Source organism: Xanthomonas sp. CFBP 8443 (assembly GCF_025666195.1).
In the GTDB taxonomy this organism is placed as follows: domain Bacteria; phylum Pseudomonadota; class Gammaproteobacteria; order Xanthomonadales; family Xanthomonadaceae; genus Xanthomonas_A.
On record NZ_CP102592.1, the window covers coordinates 2,521,936 to 2,544,313 of the forward strand.

The 22,378-nt window shown below is 69.6% G+C and carries 21 protein-coding genes and 1 riboswitch; of the genes, 7 read left to right on the forward strand and 14 right to left on the reverse strand.

Going from position 1 to position 22,378, the window contains the following annotated elements:
* Positions 1 to 79: 79 nt before the first annotated feature.
* From NUG20_RS10725 to NUG20_RS10745, 5 genes are all read right to left on the reverse strand, one after another.
* Positions 80 to 1,270 (reverse strand): methyl-accepting chemotaxis protein, encoded by a 1,191-nt coding sequence (locus NUG20_RS10725; RefSeq protein WP_263398291.1) that lies wholly within the window; start codon positions 1,268 to 1,270, stop codon positions 80 to 82.
* 135 nt (positions 1,271 to 1,405) lie between these two features.
* The gene (gene hflD / locus NUG20_RS10730) at positions 1,406 to 2,020 is read right to left on the reverse strand and encodes a high frequency lysogenization protein HflD (protein WP_263398292.1); all 615 of its coding nucleotides are present in this window, start codon (positions 2,018 to 2,020) and stop codon (positions 1,406 to 1,408) included.
* The gene (mnmA, locus tag NUG20_RS10735; protein ID WP_263398293.1) at positions 2,017 to 3,159 is read right to left on the reverse strand and encodes a tRNA 2-thiouridine(34) synthase MnmA; all 1,143 of its coding nucleotides are present in this window, start codon (positions 3,157 to 3,159) and stop codon (positions 2,017 to 2,019) included. The genes hflD and mnmA overlap by 4 nt, the downstream gene beginning before the upstream one ends.
* Entirely contained in the window at positions 3,156 to 3,614 is a 459-nt protein-coding gene (locus tag NUG20_RS10740) for an NUDIX hydrolase (RefSeq protein ID WP_263398294.1), read from the reverse strand. Before NUG20_RS10740 ends, mnmA begins: the two co-directional genes overlap by 4 nt.
* Positions 3,614 to 4,105: a hypothetical protein gene (locus NUG20_RS10745; RefSeq protein ID WP_263398295.1), complete on the reverse strand. Its 492-nt coding sequence runs from the start codon at positions 4,103 to 4,105 to the stop codon at positions 3,614 to 3,616. The genes NUG20_RS10740 and NUG20_RS10745 overlap by 1 nt, the downstream gene beginning before the upstream one ends.
* Before the next feature lie 87 nt (positions 4,106 to 4,192).
* On the opposite strand from NUG20_RS10745, the gene clpS reads away from it, so the two are divergent.
* Both clpS and clpA read left to right on the forward strand, forming a co-directional pair.
* Positions 4,193 to 4,513, forward strand: a complete 321-nt coding sequence (clpS, locus tag NUG20_RS10750) for an ATP-dependent Clp protease adapter ClpS (protein WP_263109329.1) — start codon at positions 4,193 to 4,195, stop codon at positions 4,511 to 4,513.
* A gap of 123 nt (positions 4,514 to 4,636) precedes the next feature.
* Positions 4,637 to 6,919, forward strand: a complete 2,283-nt coding sequence (clpA, locus tag NUG20_RS10755; RefSeq protein WP_263398296.1) for an ATP-dependent Clp protease ATP-binding subunit ClpA — start codon at positions 4,637 to 4,639, stop codon at positions 6,917 to 6,919.
* Between the two features lie 135 nt (positions 6,920 to 7,054).
* Here clpA and infA read toward each other — a convergent pair whose 3' ends face one another.
* From infA to trxB, 5 genes are all read right to left on the reverse strand, one after another.
* Complete coding sequence (gene infA / locus NUG20_RS10760) at positions 7,055 to 7,273, reverse strand: translation initiation factor IF-1 (RefSeq protein WP_004425677.1); 219 nt, start codon at positions 7,271 to 7,273, stop codon at positions 7,055 to 7,057.
* Positions 7,274 to 7,367: 94 nt separating this feature from the next.
* Positions 7,368 to 8,105, reverse strand: coding sequence for a leucyl/phenylalanyl-tRNA--protein transferase (gene aat / locus NUG20_RS10765; protein ID WP_263398297.1), 738 nt, complete (start codon positions 8,103 to 8,105; stop codon positions 7,368 to 7,370).
* Between the two features lie 30 nt (positions 8,106 to 8,135).
* Positions 8,136 to 9,257 (reverse strand): GNAT family N-acetyltransferase, encoded by a 1,122-nt coding sequence (locus tag NUG20_RS10770; RefSeq protein WP_263398298.1) that lies wholly within the window; start codon positions 9,255 to 9,257, stop codon positions 8,136 to 8,138.
* On the reverse strand, positions 9,254 to 10,138 hold the full coding sequence (locus tag NUG20_RS10775; protein ID WP_263398299.1) for a hypothetical protein: 885 nt from the start codon (positions 10,136 to 10,138) through the stop codon (positions 9,254 to 9,256). Before NUG20_RS10775 ends, NUG20_RS10770 begins: the two co-directional genes overlap by 4 nt.
* Positions 10,135 to 11,103, reverse strand: a complete 969-nt coding sequence (gene trxB / locus NUG20_RS10780; RefSeq protein ID WP_263398300.1) for a thioredoxin-disulfide reductase — start codon at positions 11,101 to 11,103, stop codon at positions 10,135 to 10,137. Before trxB ends, NUG20_RS10775 begins: the two co-directional genes overlap by 4 nt.
* A 288-nt stretch (positions 11,104 to 11,391) precedes the next feature.
* Between trxB and NUG20_RS10785 the strand changes: the two genes are divergently transcribed.
* From NUG20_RS10785 to lolA, 3 genes are all read left to right on the forward strand, one after another.
* Complete coding sequence (locus NUG20_RS10785; RefSeq protein ID WP_263398301.1) at positions 11,392 to 13,749, forward strand: DNA translocase FtsK; 2,358 nt, start codon at positions 11,392 to 11,394, stop codon at positions 13,747 to 13,749.
* Positions 13,750 to 13,850: 101 nt separating this feature from the next.
* Positions 13,851 to 15,803: a DUF3857 domain-containing transglutaminase family protein gene (locus tag NUG20_RS10790; RefSeq protein ID WP_263398302.1), complete on the forward strand. Its 1,953-nt coding sequence runs from the start codon at positions 13,851 to 13,853 to the stop codon at positions 15,801 to 15,803.
* A gap of 74 nt (positions 15,804 to 15,877) precedes the next feature.
* The gene (lolA, locus tag NUG20_RS10795; RefSeq protein ID WP_263398303.1) at positions 15,878 to 16,504 is read left to right on the forward strand and encodes an outer membrane lipoprotein periplasmic chaperone LolA; all 627 of its coding nucleotides are present in this window, start codon (positions 15,878 to 15,880) and stop codon (positions 16,502 to 16,504) included.
* 34 nt (positions 16,505 to 16,538) lie between these two features.
* Here the strand turns inward: lolA and dmeF are convergent, their stop codons facing one another.
* The gene (dmeF, locus tag NUG20_RS10800; RefSeq protein ID WP_263398304.1) at positions 16,539 to 17,612 is read right to left on the reverse strand and encodes a CDF family Co(II)/Ni(II) efflux transporter DmeF; all 1,074 of its coding nucleotides are present in this window, start codon (positions 17,610 to 17,612) and stop codon (positions 16,539 to 16,541) included.
* A gap of 180 nt (positions 17,613 to 17,792) precedes the next feature.
* Between dmeF and NUG20_RS10805 the strand changes: the two genes are divergently transcribed.
* Both NUG20_RS10805 and crcB read left to right on the forward strand, forming a co-directional pair.
* On the forward strand, positions 17,793 to 19,103 hold the full coding sequence (locus NUG20_RS10805) for a replication-associated recombination protein A (protein ID WP_263398456.1): 1,311 nt from the start codon (positions 17,793 to 17,795) through the stop codon (positions 19,101 to 19,103).
* Positions 19,104 to 19,174, forward strand: a riboswitch (Fluoride riboswitch).
* Positions 19,175 to 19,282: 108 nt separating this feature from the next.
* Complete coding sequence (gene crcB, locus NUG20_RS10810; protein WP_263398305.1) at positions 19,283 to 19,702, forward strand: fluoride efflux transporter CrcB; 420 nt, start codon at positions 19,283 to 19,285, stop codon at positions 19,700 to 19,702.
* Positions 19,703 to 19,721: 19 nt separating this feature from the next.
* Here the strand turns inward: crcB and NUG20_RS10815 are convergent, their stop codons facing one another.
* The 3 genes from NUG20_RS10815 to NUG20_RS10825 are packed head-to-tail and all read right to left on the reverse strand — an operon-like array spanning position 19,722 to position 22,017.
* Positions 19,722 to 20,054, reverse strand: coding sequence for a DUF3325 domain-containing protein (locus tag NUG20_RS10815; RefSeq protein WP_263398306.1), 333 nt, complete (start codon positions 20,052 to 20,054; stop codon positions 19,722 to 19,724).
* Positions 20,051 to 21,673 carry a PepSY-associated TM helix domain-containing protein gene (locus NUG20_RS10820; RefSeq protein ID WP_263398307.1) on the reverse strand — a complete coding sequence of 541 codons (1,623 nt, stop codon included), beginning with the start codon at positions 21,671 to 21,673 and terminating at the stop codon, positions 20,051 to 20,053. Before NUG20_RS10820 ends, NUG20_RS10815 begins: the two co-directional genes overlap by 4 nt.
* Positions 21,670 to 22,017, reverse strand: coding sequence for a DUF3649 domain-containing protein (locus tag NUG20_RS10825; protein ID WP_263398308.1), 348 nt, complete (start codon positions 22,015 to 22,017; stop codon positions 21,670 to 21,672). The genes NUG20_RS10820 and NUG20_RS10825 overlap by 4 nt, the downstream gene beginning before the upstream one ends.
* Positions 22,018 to 22,378 lie beyond the last annotated feature (361 nt).

Below are 22,378 nucleotides of genomic sequence, written 5' to 3' on the forward strand. Positions count from 1 at the left end.
GGGGAAGGGCGGATACGACAAGCCCCGGCCGGGGCCGGGGACTGGTCGCTTCATGATGCGGCGGGGAACACGGCCTCGGTCAGAACAACTCGACCGTGCCGGCGCCCATGCCCTGCTGCGCCACCGGCTTGTGCGGCGGACGCTCCCACTCCACGCGCATCTCGCGCAGGCGGCTGCCGACGCGCTGCAGGGCCTCGACCAGCTCGCTGTCGAACACGCCGCCGTTGCGATGCAGCAGTTCCTGCAGGGCCACGGCCTCGCGGTTGATCGCGGTCAGGCGGTCCAGGTGGGTATGCACGCCGCCCAGAGCCTGGGTCGCGATGTCCTCGAACTGCAGGGCGCGCACCGCTTCGGCGACGCTGCTGTCGATGGCGCGGCCGCACTCGGAGATCTCGCGCATGCCTTCGCCCAGCGAGTTGTTGATCGCCGCCACGTTGTCCAGCATCGACGCGGCCTCGGCACGCGCCTCGCGGGAGCGGTCCATGTCGCGCGAGGCCATGTGCGAGACCGTCTCGCGGACCTTGGCGATGGCGTCCTTGGAGCTGTGCGCCAGCTTGCGGATCTGCTCGTTGAAGGTGGTCGAGCGTTCGGACAGGTTGCGCACCTCGTCGGCCACCACCGCGAAGCCGCGGCCCGCCTCGCCGGCACGCGCCGCTTCGATCGCCGCGTTCAACGCCAACAGATTGGTCTGGTCGGCGATCGACTTGACGTCCTCCAGCAGCGCGAAGATGCCATCCAGGTGCTGCGACATGTCGTCGATGTAGTGCACCGTGGCGCTGCTCTGGCCGCTGACCTGTTCCAGCGCCTCGACCAGTTGCTCCATGCGCTGGCTGGCGTGCTGGGCGAAGCGCGCCACGTCGACCCCGGCACCGCCGTCGTCGCCGGCGCGGTCCACGATCCGGGCCAGCGCCACGCTCTGCTGCCGCGACTTGCGGTTCATCGCCTCGAAGCTGCCGCCCAGGCCGCTGACCGCCTGGCGGATCAGTTCGCGGGCCCGTTCGATCTCGCTGCGCGAGCCGTCGATCTCGTTGCCGACGAAGTTGCGCAGTTCCGACAGCAGCTGATCCTGCTCGCGCATGATCTTGGACTGCTCCGGCGATCGCCGGCTCTGGCTGTAGGCTGTCCAGGCGGCAAAGCCCAGCCAGCTCAACGTCATCGTGGTGAGGATGGCCCAACGGACCGGGGCCGGCCAATCGAAACCGGCGGCGATGGGGAACAGCAGCGTCAGGGCGAGCGGGGCGGCCAGACGGATTAGGAGGCGTGAGTACATGGACGTTCTCGGCAGATTCACGATTGCTGTATCGGCCGTACCCCCTCGGTCTTTAGCCGCGGTGTGGCGTCGATCGTGTCCGCATTGCGAAACGTGCCCTGCGTCGAGAAGCGCAAGACCCGGCGGCGCCCGCGCTCAGCGCAGCGCCCGGTCCACCGCCTCGAGCATGCGCCGCTTGGCCAGCAGGAAGTCCCACAGGCTGCCGCCCATCTGTCGCCACAGCACCGCCGAGCGCATCGCCGCCAGCAGCAGCGCGCGGATCTCGGCGACCACCCCGGCCTGGCCCAGGTAGTGCGGGTTGCCCTGCACCATCACCCGCGGGCGCAGGTGGCTGATGGTGTCGGCATACAGCTGGCCCAGCGCGCCGATCACCTCCGGGTGCGCGCTGTCGGCGTGTTCGTCCAGCATCGGCGCGATCCGGGCGATGCCGTCGGTGACCTTGGCGCTGGTCTCGGTGTCGCGCACGAAGCGCCGCTCCAGTTGCAGCACCGCCAGCGCCAGCCGCGGCAGCGCCTCGTCCTGGCCCTGGTTGCGGAAATAGTTGTGCAGCAGGCGCAGCCCCGGCGCCACGTCGCCGGCGCGGCCGTAGACCGCCTCCGGGGTGGCGGCGTCGGTGCGGAACACGCTGTCGAGCAGGGTCCGCACCAGCGACGCCTCCGACTGCCCGGTCTCGGCGATGCGGCGGACCTGCTGCAGGGCCTGGGCAACGCCGGCCAGCGCCAGTACGCGCGCGTCCATGGAATCGGTCATCGGATGGTTTCCTCGTGTAGTGCGGGGTGCTGCTGCGCCAGGCGGCGTTCCAGCGGGGCATCGGTGGTGGCGATCACGGCGCCGCCCAGGCAGTCGTCGCCCTGATACAGCACCAGCGACTGGCCGGGGGTGACGGCACGCTGCGGCCGCGCGAAACGCACCGCCAGGGTGCCGTCGTCGCCGACCTCGACCGTGCAAGGCTCGTCGGCCTGGCGGTAGCGGGTCTGTGCGGTGCAGTCGAAGCGCCGCGCCGGCGGCGACCCGGCGATCCAGTGCGCGGTTTCCGAGTGCAGCTGCGCGGACATCAAATGCGGGCTGTCGCGATCCTGATCCACGTACAGCACGTTGCGCGCCACGTCCTTGCCGACCACGTACCACGGCGCCGCCGCGCGCCCGCGCACGCCGCCGATGTTCAGGCCTTCGCGCTGGCCCAGGGTGAAATAGAACACGCCGGGGTGCTCGGCCACGACCTGCTCGTGCGGATCGCGGATCTCGCCGCGCCGGGCCGGCAGGTAGCGGCCGAGGAACTCACGGAAGTCGCGCTCGCCGATGAAGCAGATGCCGGTGGAGTCCTTCTTCGCGTGGGTCGGCAGGCCGGCCTCGCGGGCGATGCGCCGCACCTGCTCCTTGGGCAGCTCGCCGACCGGGAACAGGGTCGCGGCCAGCTGCGCCTGGCCGAGCTGGTGCAGGAAATAGCTCTGGTCCTTGTTGCGGTCCACGCCGCGCAGCAGCCGCCAACGGCCGTCGGCGAAGGCGACCCGGGCGTAGTGGCCGGTGGCGATGCGCTCGGCGCCCAGCGCGCGCGCCGCATCCAGGAAATGCTTGAACTTGACCTCGCGGTTGCACAGTACGTCCGGGTTGGGCGTGCGCCCGGCGGCGTACTCGGCCAGGAAATGCGCGAACACGCCCTGCCAGTATTCCTGCGAGAAGTCGCGGAAGTGGAACGGCATGCCGAGCAGGCCGCACACCGCCACCGCGTCGCGGCGGTCGTCCTCGGCGCGGCAGTCGCCGCTGCCGTCGTCGGCCCAGTTCTGCATGAACAGGCCGGCCACGTCGGCGCCTTGCTGCACCAGCTGCCAGGCCGCCACCGACGAATCCACGCCGCCGGAGACGCCGACCATGATCCGTGCGCCGCTCATGCCAGCTGCCGCACCAGGTCCAGCGGATAGCGCTTGCCGGCGAGGAAATCGGCGGCCACCTGCCACACCAGCGGGCTGCGCCAGCGCGGCGCGGCGGCCTCCAGCTCGGCCGGGGTCATCCACAGCGCGCGCACGATGCCTTCGTCCAATGGCCGCTGCGGGTCGTGCGCGAGCGGGTCGGCGGCGAAGGCGAAGCGCAGGTAGTGGCGGCCGTTGTCGGCCTTCCACTGGTAGGCGCCGATGAACGCGGTCAGCCGCACCTGCCAGCCGGTTTCCTCCAGCGTCTCGCGCAGCGCCGCCTGCAGCAGGCTCTCGTCCGGCTCCAGATGCCCGGCCGGCTGGTTCAGCACGAGTGTGCCGGCGATGGATTCCTCCACCTGCAGCAGGCGGCCGTCGCGGACCACCACCGTGGCCACGGTCACGTCGGGCTGCCAGGGGCCGGGGGCCAGCGCCATCAGAACGCGTCCTTGCCGGCGTTGAGTTCGGCGTCCATCGCGTCGGCGCCGCGCGCCGCCGCTTCCAGCGCCTCGCGCAACGCGGTGTCGTCGGCATCGGCGGCGAGCTTGACCACGAACACCGCGGTGCCGCCCTGGCGCACCCAGCCGCCGAGGATGTCGGCCTGCGCGTCTTCCAGCAGGCGGTTGGCGACCGCCGCCGGCAAGGTGCCGCCCTTGGCCTGGTAGGCCGGCGACCAGATCTCGCGGATGCGGTGGCTGCCGAAGGTCTCCACAGGCGAGCGCACGTAGATCAGTTGCTGGCGCTCGCGGCCCTGCTCGCGCAGCCCGAACAGCAACTGGTAGTCGCCGTCGGCATCGGCCTGGACGTCGTAACCCATCGCCTGCAGGCGCTTGCCCAGCGCCTGGTCGGGCGCGGCCAATGCCGGCGCGACGGTACCGGCCAGGAGCGCGGCGAGCAGGGCGGCCGTACGGAAAGTCGTCGAATGCATGCGTTGCGCCGTCAAAGAAGGGGAATTGTGCGGGCAGGATCGGCGATCGTCCAATCCGGGCCGACAGCCGCCGTATATAATTGGCGCATGCCTCGCAAGAATTCTTCAGATCACGATCACGGCGTCATGGTGGAGACCGGCAAGCCCGAAGTCGCCCGCCCGCCGATGTACCAAGTGCTGTTGCTGAACGACGATTACACCCCGATGGACTTCGTGGTGACCGTGTTGCAGCAGTTTTTCTCGCTGGACCTGGAACGGGCCACGCAGGTGATGCTGCATGTGCATACCCGCGGCCGCGGCGTTTGCGGGGTCTATACCCGCGAAGTGGCTGAATCCAAGGTGGCTCAGGTGAACGAGTTTTCCCGGATGAACCAGCATCCGCTGTTGTGCACGATGGAAAAAGCCTGATATTGGTAGGCGTCGGTCACCGGTCTGCCCGGACTAACGCGGTCTGAACACACTGATCCGATAGGGTTGTGGAAATCCGCAACTCCAGCCGCATATTGTTGGTATCAGACGTCGGAGTGAACCATGTTCAGCAAAGATCTCGAGCAAACCATCGGCCAGTGCTACAAGCGCGCCCGGGAAGCCCGCCATGAATTCATGACGGTCGAACACCTGTTGTTGGCATTGCTCGACAACCCCTCGGCGCAGGCGGTGCTCAAGGCCTGCGGCGCCGACGCCGAGCGCTTGCGCGGCGAACTGGAGCAGGCGATCGAGGCCTCGGTGTCGCGCCTGGCCGAAGACGATGGCCGCGATACGCAACCCACGCTGGGCTTCCAGCGGGTGTTGCAGCGGGCGGTCTACCACGTGCAGTCCTCGGGCAAGAAGGAGGTCACCGGCGCCAACGTGTTGGTCGCGATCTTCGGCGAAAAGGACTCGCATGCGGTGTATTTCCTGAATCAGCAGGACATCACCCGGCTCGACATCGTCAACTACCTGTCGCATGGCATCGCCAAGCTGGGCGAGGAGGGCGAGAGCCCGGCACCGTCCGACGGCGAGCCCAAGGGCGAAGCGGGCGAGGGCGAAGCCAAGGGCGACGCGCTGGCCGAGTACGCCAGCAACCTGAACGAGCAGGCGCGCAACGGCCGCATCGACCCGCTGGTCGGCCGTGCCGACGAGATCGAGCGCACCATCCAGGTGCTGTGCCGCCGGCGCAAGAACAACCCGCTGTACGTGGGTGAGGCCGGCGTCGGCAAGACCGCGATCGCCGAGGGCCTGGCCAAGCGCATCGTCGAAGGCAGCGTGCCCGAAGTACTGGCGGACGCGGTCATCTACTCGCTGGACCTGGGCGCCCTGGTCGCCGGCACCAAGTACCGCGGCGACTTCGAAAAGCGCCTGAAGGGCGTGCTGACCGCGCTGAAGAAGGTGCCCAACGCGGTGCTGTTCATCGACGAGATCCACACCATCATCGGCGCCGGCTCGGCGTCGGGCGGCACCATGGATGCGTCCAACCTGATCAAGCCGGCGCTGGCCTCCGGCGATCTGCGCTGCATCGGTTCGACCACCTTCCAGGAATACCGCGGCATCTTCGAGAAGGACCGTGCGCTGGCGCGGCGCTTCCAGAAGATCGACATCGTCGAGCCGACCGTCGGCGAGACCTTCGAGATCCTGCAGGGGCTCAAGCCCAAGTACGAGGCGCATCACGGCGTGACCTACGCCGACGACGCGCTGCAGGCGGCGGTGGACCTGTCAGTCAAGCACATCGGCGACCGCCTGCTGCCGGACAAGGCGATCGACGTGATGGACGAGGCCGGCGCGCGCCAGCGGCTGCTGCCGCAGGGCGTGCGCAAGGAGCTGATCGACATCGAGGAGATCGAGACCATCGTCGCCAAGATGGCGCGGATCCCGGCCAAGCAGGTCAGCGCCACCGACAAGGACGTGCTGCAGCACCTGGAGCGCAACCTGAAGATGGTGATCTTCGGCCAGGATCCGGCGATCGAGACGCTGGCCTCGTCGATCAAGCTGGCGCGTTCGGGCCTGGCCAATCCGGAGAAGCCGATCGGCAACTTCCTGTTCTCCGGTCCCACCGGCGTCGGCAAGACCGAGGTGACCAAGCAGCTGGCGCTGCAGCTGGGCATCGAACTGGTGCGCTTCGACATGTCCGAGTACATGGAGCCGCATTCGATCAGCCGCCTGATCGGCGCGCCTCCGGGCTATGTCGGCTTCGACCAGGGCGGGCTGCTGACCGAGAAGATCGTCAAGACCCCGCACTGCGTGCTGCTGCTGGACGAGGTCGAGAAGGCGCATCCGGACATCTTCAACATCCTGTTGCAGGTCATGGACCGCGGCGTGCTGACCGACACCAACGGCCGCGAAGCCAACTTCAAGAACGTGATCCTGGTGATGACCACCAATGCCGGTGCCACCCAGGCCTCGCGGCGCTCGATCGGCTTCACCAAGCAGGACCATTCCACCGACGCGATGGAAACCATCCGCCGCAGCTTCACCCCGGAGTTCCGCAACCGCCTGGACGCGGTGGTGCAGTTCCAGCCGCTGGCGTTCAGCCACATCCTGCGCGTGGTCGACAAGTTCATCATCGAACTGGAGATGCTGCTGCAGGAGAAGCACGTGTCGCTGTCGGCCACCCCGACCGCGCGCGACTGGCTGGCCCAGCACGGCTTCGACCCGCTGATGGGCGCGCGGCCGATGGCGCGGGTGATCCAGGACAAGGTCAAGCGCCCGCTGGCGGACGAGCTGCTGTTCGGCAAGCTGGTCGGCGGCGGCCGCGTCACCATCGACGTGCGCGACGGCGAGCTGGTGGTGGAGACCCAGGCCGAGCCGGAGCGCCTGCTGCCGGCGACCGTGGAATGAGGCCGGGGCCGGCGATTCGCTAGAACGCCAGGCACGACAAAAGGCGGCTGCAGCACCTGCAGTCGCCTCGCGATGTCACCGATTCAGACGAGAAGGCGGCCCATGGCCGCCTTTCTCACAACCGCTGCGAGGCGATCACTTCATGCGGTAGGTGATACGGCCCTTGGTCAGGTCGTACGGGGTCATCTCGACCTTCACCCGGTCGCCGGTCAGGATGCGGATGTAGTTCTTGCGCATGCGTCCGGAGATGTGGGCGATGATCTCGTGCCCGTTTTCCAGCTTGACCCGGAAGGTGGTATTGGGCAACGTCTCGCTGACGGTGCCTTCGAATTCGATGGAGTCGTCTTTCGACATGTATTCCTGTGCGATTTCGCGTGCGGCCAAAGGCCTTAAGAGCGAGGATTTTACTCGCCTCGGCCGCCGCATGCAAAGTTTGCGTTAACCCCGCTCAGGGCAAGGCCAGTTCCGCGGCCGCCAGTTCGCCGAAATTCCGCGTCCACGGGCCGGCAGGGACGGGATCGGCGACCAGCGCGGCGATCGCCTCGAGGAAGGCGGCCCGTGGCCAGCGCTCCGCGCCGAGGCTGAGCAGGTGGTCGTTCTCGACCTGGGCGTCGATCAGCGGCCAGCCCCAGCCGTGCAGGCGCCGGGCCAGCGCCGCCAGCGCCACCTTGGAGCCGCCGCTGCGGGCGCTGAACATGCTCTCGCCGAAGAACATGCGTCCGCGCGCCACCCCGTAGATGCCGCCGACCAGGTCCTCGCCGTCGAACACTTCCACCGAGTGCGCGTACCCGGCAAGGTGCAGGGCGAGGTAGGCGGCGCGCATCTCGGCGGTGATCCAGGTGCCGTCCTGGCCGCGGCGCGGCGCCTGCGCACAGGCCTGCATCACCTGCGCGAACGCGGTATCGGCGCGTACCTGCCATGGCGAGCGGCGCAGCGAACGGCGGAAGCGCGAGGACAGCCGCACCCCGTCGCTGTGGAACAGGACGCGCGGGTCTGGGCTCCACCACATGATCGGATCGCCGTCCGAGTACCACGGGAAGATGCCGTGCGCGTAGGCGTTGAGCAGGCGCGTGGGGGTCAAATCGCCGCCGATCGCGAGCAGGCCTTCCGGTTCGCGCAGCGCGCCCGCCGCGGGCGGGAACGGGGCGGCTGGGTCGGCGGCGAGCAGGGCGGGGAGACGGCGCATCGGGCGCAGCGTAGCCGATCGGGCGCCGCTTCAGTCCTGGCGGAACGGCGAGTGCCGCAACAGCGTTGCCGCGTGCTGGCGCACCGCCTCGCGCTCTTCCGCGCACCAGTCGGCCAGCGGCGCGCGGAAGCCCGGATCGGCGATCCAGTGGCGGCTGCGCACCAGCCGCGGCAGGAAGCCGCGGGCGATCTTGTGCTCGCCCTGTGCGCCGGGTTCGAAACGCGTCAGGCCTTCGCGCAGGCAGTAGTCGATGCCCTGGTAATAGCAGGTCTCGAAATGCAGGCCGGGCAGGGCGTCGCCGCCCCAGTAGCGGCCGTACAAGGTGTCACCACCGCGCAGGCACAAGGCGCCGGCCACAGGTGCGCCGTCCTGCATGGCTAGGAATATCAAAAAGTTACGCGGCATTTCTCGCGCAAGATGCGAGAAAAACTCCAGGGTCAGCGCCGGCGAATTGCCGTAGTCCTCGAAGGTGCGCAGGTAGAAGCCATACATCGCCTGCAGGTCGTCCGCGCTGGCCTCGTCGCCATGCACGATGCGGAAGCCGATGCCGGCGCGCTGCACCTTGGCCCGCTCCTGGCGGATGTTCTTGCGCCGCTTGTGGTCCATCGCGCCGAGATAGGCGTCGAAATCGGTCCAGCCGGCCTCGTTGTGCCACTGGTACTGCACGTCGCTGCGCGGCAGCCAGTCGTCGCCGAAGGCGGCATCCTCGTCGGCGCCGTGGAAGTTCACGTGCGCCGAGGACAGCCCGCTGGCCTGGGCCAGCGCCTGCATCGCGGCCAGCAGCGTCTGACGCCCGGCGGCGTCGCGCGCCAGCAGCCGCGGCCCGGTCACCGGCGAATACGGCACCGCGCACAGCCATTTCGGGAAGTAGTCCTGGCCGTAGCGTGCGTAGGCGTGCGCCCAGGCATGGTCGAACACGAACTCGCCGTGCGAGTTGCTCTTCAGGTAGCCGGGCGCGGCGGCGACCAGGGCGTCGCCGTCCCACAAGGTCAGGTGCAGCGGGCTCCAGCCCCAGTCCGGGCGCAGGCAGCCATGCCGTTCCAGGCCGGCCAGGAAGGCATGCGCGACGAACGGGTTGCGGCCGTCGTGCAGGGCGTCCCAGTCGGCGGCGGCGACCTCGTCGAGCCGGTGCAGCCAGCGTACCTGGGTCATTGCCGGGCTGGTTCGGGACGGGCCGGCACGGTGAACGAGAGCGGCAGGACGACCGTGGCGAGTGCCGGGTCGGCGCAGTCGAGTCCGGCCCTGGGCAGCTGCGCCAGGCGCGCCGTCACTCGGGCCAGGCCGGCGGCATGCTGTGGCGGCGCCGCAGCCTGCACGGCGCTCGATTCGAACGAGCCCGGGCAGGGCCGGTAAAGAAAGCGCAACTGGGCGCTGTCGGTCGCGTTGGCGCCGAGTTCGCTGGAGAACGTGCTCATCGCGCCGCGCAACAGCGCCGATGCGAGGGCTAGGTGCTGCTGCGCCGCCTCGGCCTGCACGGCGGCATCGGCCTTTGCGCCTGCCGGCGCCTGCGACGGGCGCGCCGCCAGCAAGCGCTGCACTTCGCTGGCGCCGCCCGGAAGCTCGCCCAGCGCGACCAGGGCCGCAAGCGTGTCGGCCGCGTCGGCGGCGCCGCCGTCCGCGTCCTTGCGCAACCAGTCCAGGGCGCGCTCGCGGCGCTGCGGTGCTGTCGGAATGCCAGCCAGCATGCACTCGCCGAGAAAGCGGGTGAACACCGCCCGAGCGCCGGCATCGCCAGCGATCGCCTCGGCCGTGATGCGGTCGCCGGTGTCGCGCACGGACTTGCTCATCGATCTCATCAGCAGCTTGATGCTGTCGTCGGCCCCGGTGCCCAGCAAGCCGCCGGCCATCGTCGCGGCCAGCGCATCGACCTGCTCCGGGGACATGCAGAACGCCATGTGCGCCGCTTCCACCGAACCGATGGTCAGCGGCGGCGCCATGGGCTGGGCATGCAGCGCGCCCGCCGCCGCGAGCAGGCAGGCGAGCGCAACGCCATGGCGGCAGCGCTCGGCGGCCCGGGAGCCGGATTCGGTCAAGCGCCCTTGTCCAGATAGCGCTCGGCATCCAGCGCGGCCATGCAGCCGAAGCCGGCCGAGGTGATCGCTTGCCGGTAGTGTTGGTCGGCCACGTCGCCGGCGGCGAACACGCCGGGGACCGAGGTCTCGGTGGCCGCGCCGCCGAGGCCGGAGCGGATCTCCAGGTAGCCGTTGTTCATCGCCAGCTGGCCGTCGAACAGCTGCGTGTTGGGGTGGTGGCCGATGGCGACGAAGAAGCCGTGCGCGTCGAGGTCGCGGGTGCTGCCGTCCAGAGTGGACTTCACCCGCACCCCGGTGACGCCGGCCTCGTTGCCCAGCACCTCGTCGATGGCGTGGTGCCAGACGGTTTCGATCTTGCCGGCGGCGACCTTGGCGAACAGCTTGTCCTGCATGATCTTTTCCGCGCGCAGGGTGTCGCGGCGGTGCACCAGGTAGACCTTGCGGGCGATGTTGGACAGGTACAGGGCCTCTTCCACGGCGGTGTTGCCGCCGCCGACCACGACCACGTCCTGGTCCTTGTAGAAGAAGCCGTCGCAGGTGGCGCAGGCGGACACGCCGCGGCCCTTGAACGCCTCTTCCGAGGGGATGCCCAGGTACTTGGCGGTGGCGCCGGTGGCGATGATCAGCGCGTCGCAGGTGTACTCGGCGCTGTCGCCGCTGAGCCGGAACGGGCGCTGCGACAGGTCGGCGGTGTGGATGTGGTCGAAGATCACCTCGGTGTCGAAGCGCTCGGCATGCGCCTGCATCCGCGTCATCAGGTCCGGGCCCTGCAGGCCATGGGCGTCGCCTGGCCAGTTGTCGACTTCGGTGGTGGTCATCAGCTGCCCGCCCTGCTGCAGGCCGGTGATCACCACCGGCTTGAGATTGGCGCGCGCGGCGTACACCGCGGCGGTCCAGCCGGCCGGGCCGGAGCCCAGGATCAGCAGGCGGGAATGCTTGGCGGAATTGGCGGCAGAAGAGCTCATGTATACTCGCGAAGAGGGTGAAATGGCGGCGGATTCGCGGCATTGCGCGGCTTCCGGCTTAGTCGCATAGAGTGGCGGCCGGCCTGGGATGAATCAAGCCGCGTGGCGAGAACGCTGCGGCCTGCGACCCGCGCCCCGTCTTCCGATGCCGCGCGTGCGTGCCGCCGCGCCAGGGTCGAAGCGTGCCGGGGAAGAGGCTGGGGCGGTTCAGGCTCCGACTGCTGAAATGCCAGGCCGATTCGTTTATTATCAATCACTAACGGTGTATTCCTAAGGTCTGGTCAGAGCGTGGCGAAGCAGGTTCCGGAACGCGGCAAATCCCAGGGCGCCAATGCGGCCGCACGCAAGCAGGCCGCCGCGGCCAATCCGCGCCGGCAGAAGCTGTGGCGCGACCTGGCGCTGATCGCGATCGCGCCGCTGCTGCTGTACCTGCTGGCCAGCCTGGCCACCTATTCGGCGACTGATCCGGGCTGGTCGCATACCGGCAGCGTGGTCGCGCCGGTGCACAACATGGGCGGCAAGTTCGGCGCCTGGATCGCCGACGTGCTGCTGCAGCTGTTCGGCTACGTGGCGTTCCTGCTGCCGCTGGTGATCGGCGCGATCTCCTGGATCGCGCTGTTCGGCATGGACAGCGATGGCGACGGCGAGGCCGACCTGGGCCCGGCGCTGCGCCTGGTCGGCATCGTCGGCTTCCTGATCGCCGCCACCGGGCTGCTGCACCTGCGCCTGTTCAGCGGCGACGTGGCCGGCGCCGGCGGCATCCTCGGCAAGCTGGTGGGCAGTTCGCTGGCGGCCGGGTTCGGCGCGCTGGGCAGCAACCTGTTCGTGCTGGTGCTGCTGCTGGGGTCGATCACCCTGGCCACCGGGCTGTCCTGGTTCGCGGTGATGGAGCGCATCGGCCGCGCGGTGATGACCCTGCCGACCCTGGCGCGGCGCGGCAGCCAGCAGGCCAACGAATGGCAGCAGACCCGCGCCATGCGCGAGGAACGCGAGGAAGTGCGCAAGGTCGATGCGGTGCAGCGCGCCAAGCGCGAGCCGGTCAAGATCGAGCCGCCGCCGGCGCCGGTGGTGGAGAAGAGCGAGCGGGCCAAGCGCGAGCAGCAGATCCCGCTGTTCCACGGCACCGGCGGCGACCAGTCCGGCATCCCGCCGCTGGCCCTGCTCGACGATCCCAAGCCGCAGACCAAGGGCTATTCCGAGGAAACCCTGGAGACCCTGTCGCGGCAGATCGAGTTCAAGCTCAAGGACTTCCGCATCGAGGCGCAGGTGGTCGGGGCCTATCCGGGGCCGGTTATCACCCGTTTCGAGATCGAACCGGCGCCGGGCGTCAAGGTCAGCCAGATCAGCTCGCTGGACAAGGACATCGCGCGCGGCCTGTCGGTGAAGTCGGTGCGCGTGGTCGACGTGATCCCGGGCAAGTCGGTGGTCGGCCTGGAGATCCCCAACGTCAGCCGCGAGATGATCTATCTCAGCGAGCTGCTGCGCTCCAAGGAATACGACAAGTCGGCCAGCCCGCTGACCCTGGCCCTGGGCAAGGACATCGCCGGCCGCCCGACCGTGGCCGACCTGGCGCGCATGCCGCACCTGCTGGTCGCCGGCACCACCGGCTCGGGCAAGTCGGTGGCGGTCAACGCGATGGTGCTGAGCCTGCTGTACAAGGCCTCGGCCAAGGAACTGCGGATGCTGATGATCGACCCGAAGATGCTCGAGCTGAGCGTCTACCAGGGCATCCCGCATCTGCTGGCGCCGGTGGTCACCGACATGAAGGAGGCCGCCAACGGCCTGCGCTGGTGCGTGGCGGAGATGGAGCGCCGCTACAAGCTGATGAGCACGGTCGGGGTGCGCAACCTGGCCGGCTTCAACAAGAAGGTCAAGGACGCGCAGGACGCCGGGCAGCCGATGATGGATCCGCTGTTCAAGCCCAACCCGGACCTGGGCGAGGCGCCGCGGCCGCTGGACACGCTGCCGTTCATCGTCATCTTCATCGACGAATTCGCCGACATGATGATGATCGTCGGCAAGAAGGTCGAGGAGCTGATCGCGCGCCTGGCGCAGAAGGCGCGCGCGGCCGGCATCCACCTGATCCTGGCCACCCAGCGCCCGTCGGTGGACGTGATCACCGGCCTGATCAAGGCCAACATCCCGACCCGCATCGCGTTCCAGGTCAGCTCCAAGATCGACTCGCGCACCATCCTCGACCAGTCCGGCGCCGAGACCCTGCTCGGCCACGGCGACATGCTGTACCTGCCGCCGGGCACGGCGATGCCCGACCGCGTGCACGGCGCCTTCGTCAGCGACGAGGAAGTGCACCGCGTGGTCGAACACCTGAAGGCCAGCGGCCCGGCCGACTACATCGAGGGCGTGCTCGACGAGGTGCAGACCATGGGCGACGGCACCGTGGTCGGCGCCACCGGCCTGCCGGAGAGCAACAGCGGGGGAGGGGACGAATCCGACCCGCTGTACGACGAGGCGCTGCGCATCGTCACCGAGACCCGCCGCGCGTCGATCTCCGGCGTGCAGCGGCGGCTGAAGATCGGCTACAACCGCGCCGCGCGGCTGATCGAGGCGATGGAAGCGGCGGGCGTGGTCAGCCCGCCCGAACATAACGGCGACCGCAGCGTGCTGGCGCCGCCGCCGCCGAAGTGACGCGCGCGACGCGGCCCGCATCCCGGTTCGAGCTGGCGGCGGCCGCCCGGCGCCGCGACATGTGCGACGCTGGCGGCCGCTTCCGTTCGCCGCCGTTGCCGATGCCCCGAACCGCCTGGGTCTTGCGCCCGCTGCTGTACGCCCTGTTGGCCACGGCCTGCGCCACCGCCGTGGCCCAGCCGACGCCTGCCGCCACGGCGGGCGCCCGGGCTCCGGCCGCCGCCACGCCCGAGGTCGCCAACAACTACAGCTACGTGCGCTACCGCGCCGACTACGAAGTGCGCGACGACGCCAGCAGCGTGGAGACCGACGAGTACGAGCTGCTGCTGAAGACCAAGGCTGGCGTGGACAAGTTCAGCCAGGTGCGGCTGAGCTACAGCGAGAAGCTGGAGACGCTGGAGGTGCTGGCCGCCTACGCGATCACCCCGGACGGGCTGCGCCACGACGTGCCGGCCGACAAGATCTATACCCAGGAAAGCTATTCCAGCGCCTCGGCGGCGATGTACGCCGACCGCAAGGTCAAGGTGGTGGTGTTCCCCAACCTGATGCCGGGCACGCGGCTGGTGTACCGGGTGCGCCGCACCCAGACCGTGCCGTACTTCCCCGGCTACTTCAGCCTGTGGGAGACCTTCAGCGTGTTTTCCCAGTACGACGACGCCACGGTGACCCTGGTCGCGCCGCGGCGCATGCCGATGCACCTGTACACGCGCGGTGTGGACGGCGGCAACAAGCCCAGGATCGACGGCGAACAGGCGCGCTGGGAATGGCGCTACCAGCGCCGCGAGCCGATGAAGAGCCAGAACTGGGCGGCGGCGACCTGGGAATTCAGCCCGACCATCATGGCCAGCAGCTTCCGCCGCTGGTCGCAGATGGGTCAGGCCTACCAGCGCAGCAGCGGCGTCGCCGCGCAGGTCACCCCCAAGGTGCGCGCGCGCGCCGAGCAGATCACCGTCGGCATCGACGACCGCCGCGCGCAGGCGGCCGCGCTGTACGAGTGGGTGGCGCGCAACATCCGCTACGTGGCGGTGTACCTGGGCAACGGCGGGCTGGAACCGAACAGCGCCGACAGCATCCTCGACAACCACTACGGCGACTGCAAGGACCACACCGTGGTGCTGGAGGCGCTGCTGGCGGCCAAGGGCATCGCCAGCACGCCGGTGCTGATCGGCGCCGAGGGCGGGCCGACCCTGCCCGAGGTGCCGGTGCTCGGCCGCTTCAACCACGCCATCACCTACCTGCCCGAGTTCAAGCTGTACGTGGACTCGACCAATCCCTACGCGCGCTTCGGCCAGTTGCCGGCGGGCGATCTGGGCGTGCCGGTGCTGCATACGGTGGACGGCGCCGTGGCGCGCACCCCGCCCAACGACGCGCGGGTGAACCTGTACCGCGCCGAGGCCGACTATCGCTTCGCCGCCGACGGCAGCCTGAGCGGCACGACCAAGCTGGACAGCGGCCAGATCGGCGAGATCGGCCTGCGCACGATGTTCGTGCAACTCAACACGCAGAACCGCACCCGCATCGAGGAATCGATCCTGGCCACGTCCGGCTTCGACGGCAGCGGCGAACTGGTGCTGCAGGGCGCGCCGCAGGACCTGAGCCAGCCGTTCGGCTACGCCTACCGGTTCCGCGCCAGCGACTACGTCGACTTCGGCGTGGTCGGCGGCATGACCCTGCCGCAGATGCCCGGCGCCGACTCGGTGCGCGGGGTCTACGCGACCACCTCGGCCGAGCGCAACCTGACCCCGTTCTACTGCAACGACAACGCGCGCAGCGAGACCTACCGGCTGACCTTCCCGGACAGCGTGCCGATCATCGCGATTCCCGCCGACACCCGCTTCCGCAATGCCGCCGGCGAATACACGGCGACCTGGGTGCGCGACGGGCAAACCGTGGTCGCCACGCACGCGCTGCACCGGCGCGCGGTGCATGGACCGCAGGCGCTGTGCCAGCCGCAGGACTACGCGGCGTTCCGTGAGCTGTACCAACAGGTGCGGCGCGGCTTCCGCGGGCAGATCCTGTACGGCGACCTCGGCCGCATGCAGACCGGGCCATGAGCGCAGCTGCGTCTGATCGCCTATTCAGCTTCGCCGCGGCACACTTCCCACACTCCATCCGGAACTCCATCCGCATGCTTCGCACACTCCGCTACACCGTCCTCGCCACCGCCTTGCTGGCCGGCAGCGCCTTCGCCGGCGCGCGCGAGGACCTGAACACCTTCACCCGCGGCCTCAAGGGCCTGGACGGGCAGTTCGCGCAGAAGGTCTACGACGGCAAGGGCGCGCTGAAGGAAACCGCCAGCGGCCGCGTCGCGTTGTCGGCGCCGCGCCTGTTCCGCTGGGAATACCGCAAGCCATACGAGCAGCTGATCGTCGCCGACGGCGGCAAGGTCTGGGTCTACGATCCGGACCTGAAGCAGGTCACCGTGCGCACCCAGGGCGCCGAGGAGCAGAACAGCCCGCTGACCGCGCTGATCGACCCGAGCAAGCTGGACCGCCAGTACGACGTCAGCGAGGAAGCGGTGGCCCGCGACGGCCTGCAGTGGCTGTCGATGACGCCGAAGGTGGACACCGAGGCCAGCTTCCAGATCGCCAAGCTCGGCTTCGACGGCAACGGCCTGGCCAGGATGGAAGTGGTCGACGCGGTCGGCCAGCGCACCGAGATCAGCTTCAGCGGTTGGAAGCGCAATCCGGCCTTCGCCGCCGGCACCTTCCGCTACGTGCCGGACAAGGACGTGGACGTGGTCGGCGACCGCTGACGCGCGCGGCCGGCCGCGGCCATGCCGCGCCGGCTCAATCGGGGCAGGTCTGCACTTCGATGCTGACGTGCCCCAGCGTCGCCACGCCCTGCAGGCGCGCGTGGTAGAACGCCGCCGGCCGCGGCCGGTGGGTCACCAGCGACACGATCGCCGCGTGCTGGCCGGGACCGACCCGCCACACGTGCAGGTCGGCGATGCGCTCGTCGTCCTGTTGCAGACGCTCGCGGATCTGCGCCTGCAGCGCCGCCGGTGCCGAGGCGTCGAGCAGCACCGCGCCGGTATCGCGCAGCAGCCCGCTCGACCAGCGCGCGATGACGATGGCGCCGACGATGCCCATCAACGCATCCAGCCACAGCCAGCCCAGTTGCCTGGCCAGCAGCAGCGCGACGATCGCCATCACCGAGGTCATCGCGTCCGCCAGCACGTGCATGTAGGCCGAGCGCAGGTTGTGGTCGGTGTGCGCGTGGCGGTCGTGGGCGCCGCCGGCATGCGCGTGGTTGTGCCCATGGTCATGGTCATGGGCGTGCTCCTGCCCGCGGTGATCGTGATCGTGATGGTGATCGTGGCGATGCGCATGGCGTTGCGCGGCGGGGGCGGGCGAATGCGCGTGCGACGGATGGCCATGTCCGTGCTCGTGCCCATGGTGATGGTCGGCGCCGAGCATCCAGGCGCTGAGGAGGTTCACCAGCAGGCCCAGCGCGGCGATCCACAGCGCCTCGTCGTAGGCGATCTGCACCGGCTGCGCCAGGCGCAGCGCCGACTCCACGCCGATGCCCAGGGCGATCAGCGCCAGGATCAGCGCGCTGGAGAACCCGGCCAGGTCGCCGACCTTGCCGGTGCCGAAGCTGAAGCGCGGATTGTGCCGGTGGCGGCGTGCGAACCAATAGGCGAAGCCGGCCAGCGACAGCGCGCCGGCATGGGTGGCCATGTGGATGCCGTCGGCGAGCAGCGCCATCGATCCGGTCCACCAGCCGGCGACGATCTCCACCACCATCATCGCCGCAGTCAACCCGACCACCGCCCAGGTCCGGCGCGCATTGCGTTCGTGACGCTCGCCGAGGAAGTCGTGCGCATGGGTGAAGGCATCCAGCGTGCGATGGTGGCTCATGGCGCGGACACTCGGCGGAGGAGGGGCGTGCGATTGTAGCGCTGCGCCGGCCCGCGTCTGCGCCGCGCAGGCGCACCGCGACGCGCGGCGCACGGGCGCCGGCGATAGAATGTGCAGGTGGCCAAACGCAGACTCCTCGCCCCCGATACCCCCGACCTGCTGAGCGTCGATCGCGATGCGATGCGTCCGCTGGCCGAGCGCATGCGCCCGCGCATGCTCGACGAGATGGTCGGGCAGAAGCGCCTGCTGGCGCCGGCCAGCGCGCTGCGCCGCGCGGTCGAGTCCGGGCGTGTGCATTCGATGATCCTGTGGGGGCCGCCGGGCTGCGGCAAGACCACGCTGGCGCTGCTGCTGGCGCAGTACGCCGAGGCCGAATTCAAGGCGATCTCGGCGGTACTGTCCGGGCTGCCGGAGGTGCGGCTGGTGCTGGCCGAGGCCGCGCAGCGCTTCGCCGACGGGCGCCGCACCGTGCTGTTCGTCGACGAGGTGCATCGCTTCAACAAGGCGCAGCAGGATGCGTTCCTGCCGCACATCGAGCGCGGCACCATCCTGTTCGTCGGCGCCACCACCGAGAACCCGTCGTTCGAACTGAACTCGGCGCTGCTGTCGCGCTGCCGCGTGCACGTGCTGGAACCGGTGTCGCCGCAGGACATCGTCGAGGCGCTGCAGCGGGCGCTGCACGACAGCGAGCGCGGCCTGGGCGGCGAGGCGATCCAGGTGTCGGACGCGGCGCTGCTGGAGATCGCCGGCGCCGCCGACGGCGACGTGCGGCGCGCCTTGACCCTGCTGGAGATCGCCGCGGAACTGGCCCAGGGCGAGGGCGGCGAGATCACCCCGCAGACCCTGCTGCAGGTGCTGGCCGACCGCACCCGCCGCTTCGACAAAGGCGGCGAGCAGTTCTACGACCAGATCTCGGCGCTGCACAAATCGGTGCGCAGTTCCAATCCGGATGCCGCGCTGTACTGGCTGACGCGCATGCTCGACGGCGGCTGCGATCCGTCCTACCTGGCGCGGCGCCTGACCCGCATGGCGATCGAGGACATCGGCCTGGCCGATCCGCGCGCGCAGCAGATGGCGCTGGAAGCCTGGGACATCTACGAACGGTTGGGTAGCCCGGAAGGCGAACTGGCCTTCGCGCAGCTGGTGCTGTACCTGGCCAGCACCGCCAAGTCCAACGCCGGCTACGCCGCCTTCAACCAGGCCAAGGCCGAAGTGCGCGAGAGCGGCACCCAGGAGGTGCCGCTGCATCTGCGCAACGCGCCGACCAAGCTGATGAAGAACCTCGGTTACGGCGAGCACTATCAATACGACCACGACGCCGAGGGCGGCATCGCCCTGGACCAGACCGGGTTTCCGGATGCGATGGGCGAGCGCGTGTACTACCGGCCGGTCGAGCGCGGCCTGGAGATCAAGCTCAAGGACAAGCTGGATCGCCTGCGCGCCGCGCGCGAGCAGGCGCGGGCTGACAAGGCCAAGCTGCCGCGGCCATAATCGGGCCCAGGAGATGGCATTCCTCCTCGAACCGCCCGCAGCACCTGCGCGCTGATGATGCCTGCCCAACCCTCGCCGGGGCGGCAGGCCTGCGCCTCGGCATCGCCTTTTTCGGAGACCACGATGCCGCCCTTCGTCCTTGCCTTTCCACGCGCTGCCGCCGCATGCCGGAGCCACCCATGAACGTCGCCCTGTGGTGGCAGCAACTGCTGCTGGCGATGGCCGGCGGCGCGGTCGGTTCCGGGCTGCGTTTCGCCGTCGGCAGCGCACTGCTGCAGCGCTACGGCGCCGGCTTTCCGTGGGGCACGCTGGCGGTGAACCTGGTCGGCGCGTTCTTCGGCGGCTTCCTGCTGGTCTGGATCGAAGGCAAGGGCGCCAGCGCACCGTACTGGCGGGCGCTGCTGATCGTCGGCCTGCTCGGTGGCCTGACCACGTTCTCCTCGCTGATGATGGAGAGCCTGGTGTTCCTGCGCGGCGGGCGCGGCGGCATGGTGCCGGTGTACCTGGCGATCACACTGGCGGCGGGCCTGCTGCTGGTGATCGGCGGCGCCCGCGTGGCGACGGAACTGCGTCCGCCGGTCGTCGGGGTCGACAAGTGAGTGGCGCTGGCCAGACGCGCTAGGACAACAGCGCGGCGACCAGGCCCAGCGGCGGTGCGGCCAGCGCCAGCGGCACCATGGCGCGGGGCCGATAGGGGAGCAGTCCGTAGGTCAGCAGCGCGGCGCTGGCGCTGAGCGTGCCCAGCCACAGTACCGGGCCGATGGTCCAGCCCAGCGCCGTCACGCAACACGCGAACGCCGCGGCCAGCAGCAGCCAGCCGACGATCCGCAGCTGGCGCATCCGTGCCGGCGCGGCGCGGCGCGCACCGTGCAGCTCCAACTGGTGTTTCTCCATCGCCAGGCACAGCGCGACGAAACCGGAGAAGGCCAGACACAGGCCGAGCGAGCTCATTGCGCTTCCAGCGCCGCGGCCGACGCCGGCTGCGCCGATGCCGCGCGTTCGCGGGCACGGCGTTCGGCCGCCGACAGCGGCGGCTGCCAGCGCTGCATGCGCCGCGCGGCGACCGCCAGCGCGCAGCCCAGCCCGAAGCACACCAGATCCACCGAGGCCAGCGCCCAATCGCCGGCCGGCAACGTCATGCCCAGATGCGCATCGGTGGTCAGCGCGTTGAGCACCGGCAGCAGCGCAAACATGGCCGCGCCCAGGTACAACTGCCAGGCCCACATCGCGCGCCTGGGCCAGACGAAGGCCGCGAGCAGCGCCGCCGCCCAGGCAAGGAAGAACACCGCCGCTTCCTGGTCCAGACGCTCGGCCACCTGCAGCGGGATCAGCCGATTGCCCCAGAAATAGGCGGCGAAGGCGATCGGCAGCCCGGCCACCGCGCCGATGTTCAACGCGTCGACCAGGCGCAGGCCGAAGCCGATCCTGCCGGCCTTGGCATGCTTGGGCCGCTCCTTGACCGCCCACAGGATCACCCCGCTGGCGACCATCAGGCAGCCGAGCAGGCCCGACCCGAAGAACAGCCAGCGCAGCCCGGACCCGGCGAAGTGGGCCAAGTGCAGGCCGTACAAGGTGCTGCGGGTCTGCGCGGCGGCGCCGGGCTGGCCGCTGCGCGCCAGGACCTGCCCGTTGCCGGCGTCGAGCAGCAGCGACGGCGGATCGTAGGCCAGGCGCTGACCGCCGCCCTGGCGGATCTCGATCACCGCCGCGGCGTCGGCAGGGTTGTACAGCGAGAACCCGGCGATCTGCGCCTGCGCGCCCCATTCGGCCCGCGCCACGTCCAGCAGCCGCGCGATCGGCAGGCGCCGGCCGGGCTCGCCGCTGGCCTCGCGGGTATTTTCCGGCTGCTGGAAGGCCTCGGCGTAGAACGCCGCTTCGGCATCCGGATAGGCGACCTTGATGCCCCACGGCAAGTACATCAGCATCAGCGTGACCAGCCCGGTGTAGGTGATCATCGCGTGGTAGGGCAGGGCCAGCACCGCACTGACGTTGTGGAAATCCAGCCACGAGCGCTGCCCCTTGGCCGGGCGGAAGGTGAAGAAGTCCTTGAAGATCTTCTTGTGGGTGATGACCCCGGTGATGATCGCCACCAGCATGAACATCGCGCAGAAGCCGACGATGTAGCGCGCCCACGTCACCGGGATGTAGTGCAGATCGAAGTGCAGGCGATAGAAGAAGTCGCCGCCGCGCGTGTCGCGCGCGGCGCTGGCGCGGCCGCTGAGCGGATCCAGCAAGGCGTCGCCGAATCTCTGCTTGCGGCTCTGCTTGCTGCCGTCGGCCGGCGGCGGATTGCGCCAGAACACCTGGGTCACCGACGAACGCGCGCCCGGCAGCGCCACCGTCCATTGCGGCGACTGCGGTGCTTCGCGTTCCAGCAGCGCGATCGCGCGCGCGGCGACGGCGTCGGTACTCAGCTGCGCATGCGGCAGCTCCGGACGCATCCAGCGGCTGATCTCGTCGCGGAAATAGCTGGCGGTGCCGGCCATGAAGATCAGCAGCAGCACCCAGCCGACCAGCAGCCCGGTCCAGGTATGCAGCCAGGCCATCGACTGGCGGAATCCCTGCTTCATGGCGCGTGCTGCTGCAGCCAAGCGATGGCCAGCGCCATCGGCGCCAGCACCGCGAGAATGCCCAGCCAGGCGCGCGCCGCACTGCGCGTGGCGAACGCCCACAGCGCGGTGCAGGCGCAGACCAGGATGCCCAGCATCATGCCGCTCAGCACTGCCTGCGCGCGCAGCGACGGCCACAGCAGCGGCAACAGCGCAGAGGTCGCCGCGGCCAGCGCATAGCCGCCGAAGATCGCCGCCACGCTGCGCGAAAGCACGCCCAACCAGGGCGGCAACGGACGCCGCGGCGTGGCGGTCGTGCCCGGGACGCGGGGATCGTGCAGGGGGGCGGGAGCAACTGGATGCATGGAAGCCTTGTCGGGGAAAAGCACCGGCTTGGCATCGGCTAGGCGGGAGCGTGGCGGCAGCAGGGATGCTGATCGCGTTAATGATACGCATTCCTATCTTCCGCGTGCAACGCATGGGTATGGCCATGATGCGCGGCACCTGCAAAGGGACACATGGGTCCGAGAACCGCCAATCACTCCTTCGAAGGCGTCCTGAAACCCGGCAAAGCGGCCAGCTAGCGCTGGCCGGCGGCTATTCCAGGCTGCGCCTCGCCAAGCCTGCGGCGGGCTCCTGGGTCGAAGCTGACAGGGCTTGCATGCGCGGGGATGGAACCTCGACTGGTTCTCGCAGGCTCGGGCGCCGAATGGCTGGAAGGCTTGG

Excerpts from the sequence above, each read along its gene's own strand:
- NUG20_RS10725 (WP_263398291.1), bottom strand. The coding sequence starts at position 1,270 with ATGTACTCACGCCTCCTAATCCGTCTGGCCGCCCCGCTCGCCCTGACG.
- hflD (WP_263398292.1), bottom strand. The coding sequence starts at position 2,020 with ATGACCGATTCCATGGACGCGCGCGTACTGGCGCTGGCCGGCGTTGCC.
- mnmA (WP_263398293.1), bottom strand. The coding sequence starts at position 3,159 with ATGAGCGGCGCACGGATCATGGTCGGCGTCTCCGGCGGCGTGGATTCG.
- NUG20_RS10740 (WP_263398294.1), bottom strand. The coding sequence starts at position 3,614 with ATGGCGCTGGCCCCCGGCCCCTGGCAGCCCGACGTGACCGTGGCCACG.
- NUG20_RS10745 (WP_263398295.1), bottom strand. The coding sequence starts at position 4,105 with ATGCATTCGACGACTTTCCGTACGGCCGCCCTGCTCGCCGCGCTCCTG.
- clpS (WP_263109329.1), top strand. The coding sequence starts at position 4,193 with ATGCCTCGCAAGAATTCTTCAGATCACGATCACGGCGTCATGGTGGAG.
- clpA (WP_263398296.1), top strand. The coding sequence starts at position 4,637 with ATGTTCAGCAAAGATCTCGAGCAAACCATCGGCCAGTGCTACAAGCGC.
- infA (WP_004425677.1), bottom strand. The coding sequence starts at position 7,273 with ATGTCGAAAGACGACTCCATCGAATTCGAAGGCACCGTCAGCGAGACG.
- aat (WP_263398297.1), bottom strand. The coding sequence starts at position 8,105 with ATGCGCCGTCTCCCCGCCCTGCTCGCCGCCGACCCAGCCGCCCCGTTC.
- NUG20_RS10770 (WP_263398298.1), bottom strand. The coding sequence starts at position 9,257 with ATGACCCAGGTACGCTGGCTGCACCGGCTCGACGAGGTCGCCGCCGCC.
- trxB (WP_263398300.1), bottom strand. The coding sequence starts at position 11,103 with ATGAGCTCTTCTGCCGCCAATTCCGCCAAGCATTCCCGCCTGCTGATC.
- NUG20_RS10790 (WP_263398302.1), top strand. The coding sequence starts at position 13,851 with ATGCCCCGAACCGCCTGGGTCTTGCGCCCGCTGCTGTACGCCCTGTTG.
- lolA (WP_263398303.1), top strand. The coding sequence starts at position 15,878 with ATGCTTCGCACACTCCGCTACACCGTCCTCGCCACCGCCTTGCTGGCC.
- dmeF (WP_263398304.1), bottom strand. The coding sequence starts at position 17,612 with ATGAGCCACCATCGCACGCTGGATGCCTTCACCCATGCGCACGACTTC.
- NUG20_RS10805 (WP_263398456.1), top strand. The coding sequence starts at position 17,793 with ATGCGTCCGCTGGCCGAGCGCATGCGCCCGCGCATGCTCGACGAGATG.
- crcB (WP_263398305.1), top strand. The coding sequence starts at position 19,283 with ATGAACGTCGCCCTGTGGTGGCAGCAACTGCTGCTGGCGATGGCCGGC.
- NUG20_RS10815 (WP_263398306.1), bottom strand. The coding sequence starts at position 20,054 with ATGAGCTCGCTCGGCCTGTGTCTGGCCTTCTCCGGTTTCGTCGCGCTG.
- NUG20_RS10820 (WP_263398307.1), bottom strand. The coding sequence starts at position 21,673 with ATGAAGCAGGGATTCCGCCAGTCGATGGCCTGGCTGCATACCTGGACC.
- NUG20_RS10825 (WP_263398308.1), bottom strand. The coding sequence starts at position 22,017 with ATGCATCCAGTTGCTCCCGCCCCCCTGCACGATCCCCGCGTCCCGGGC.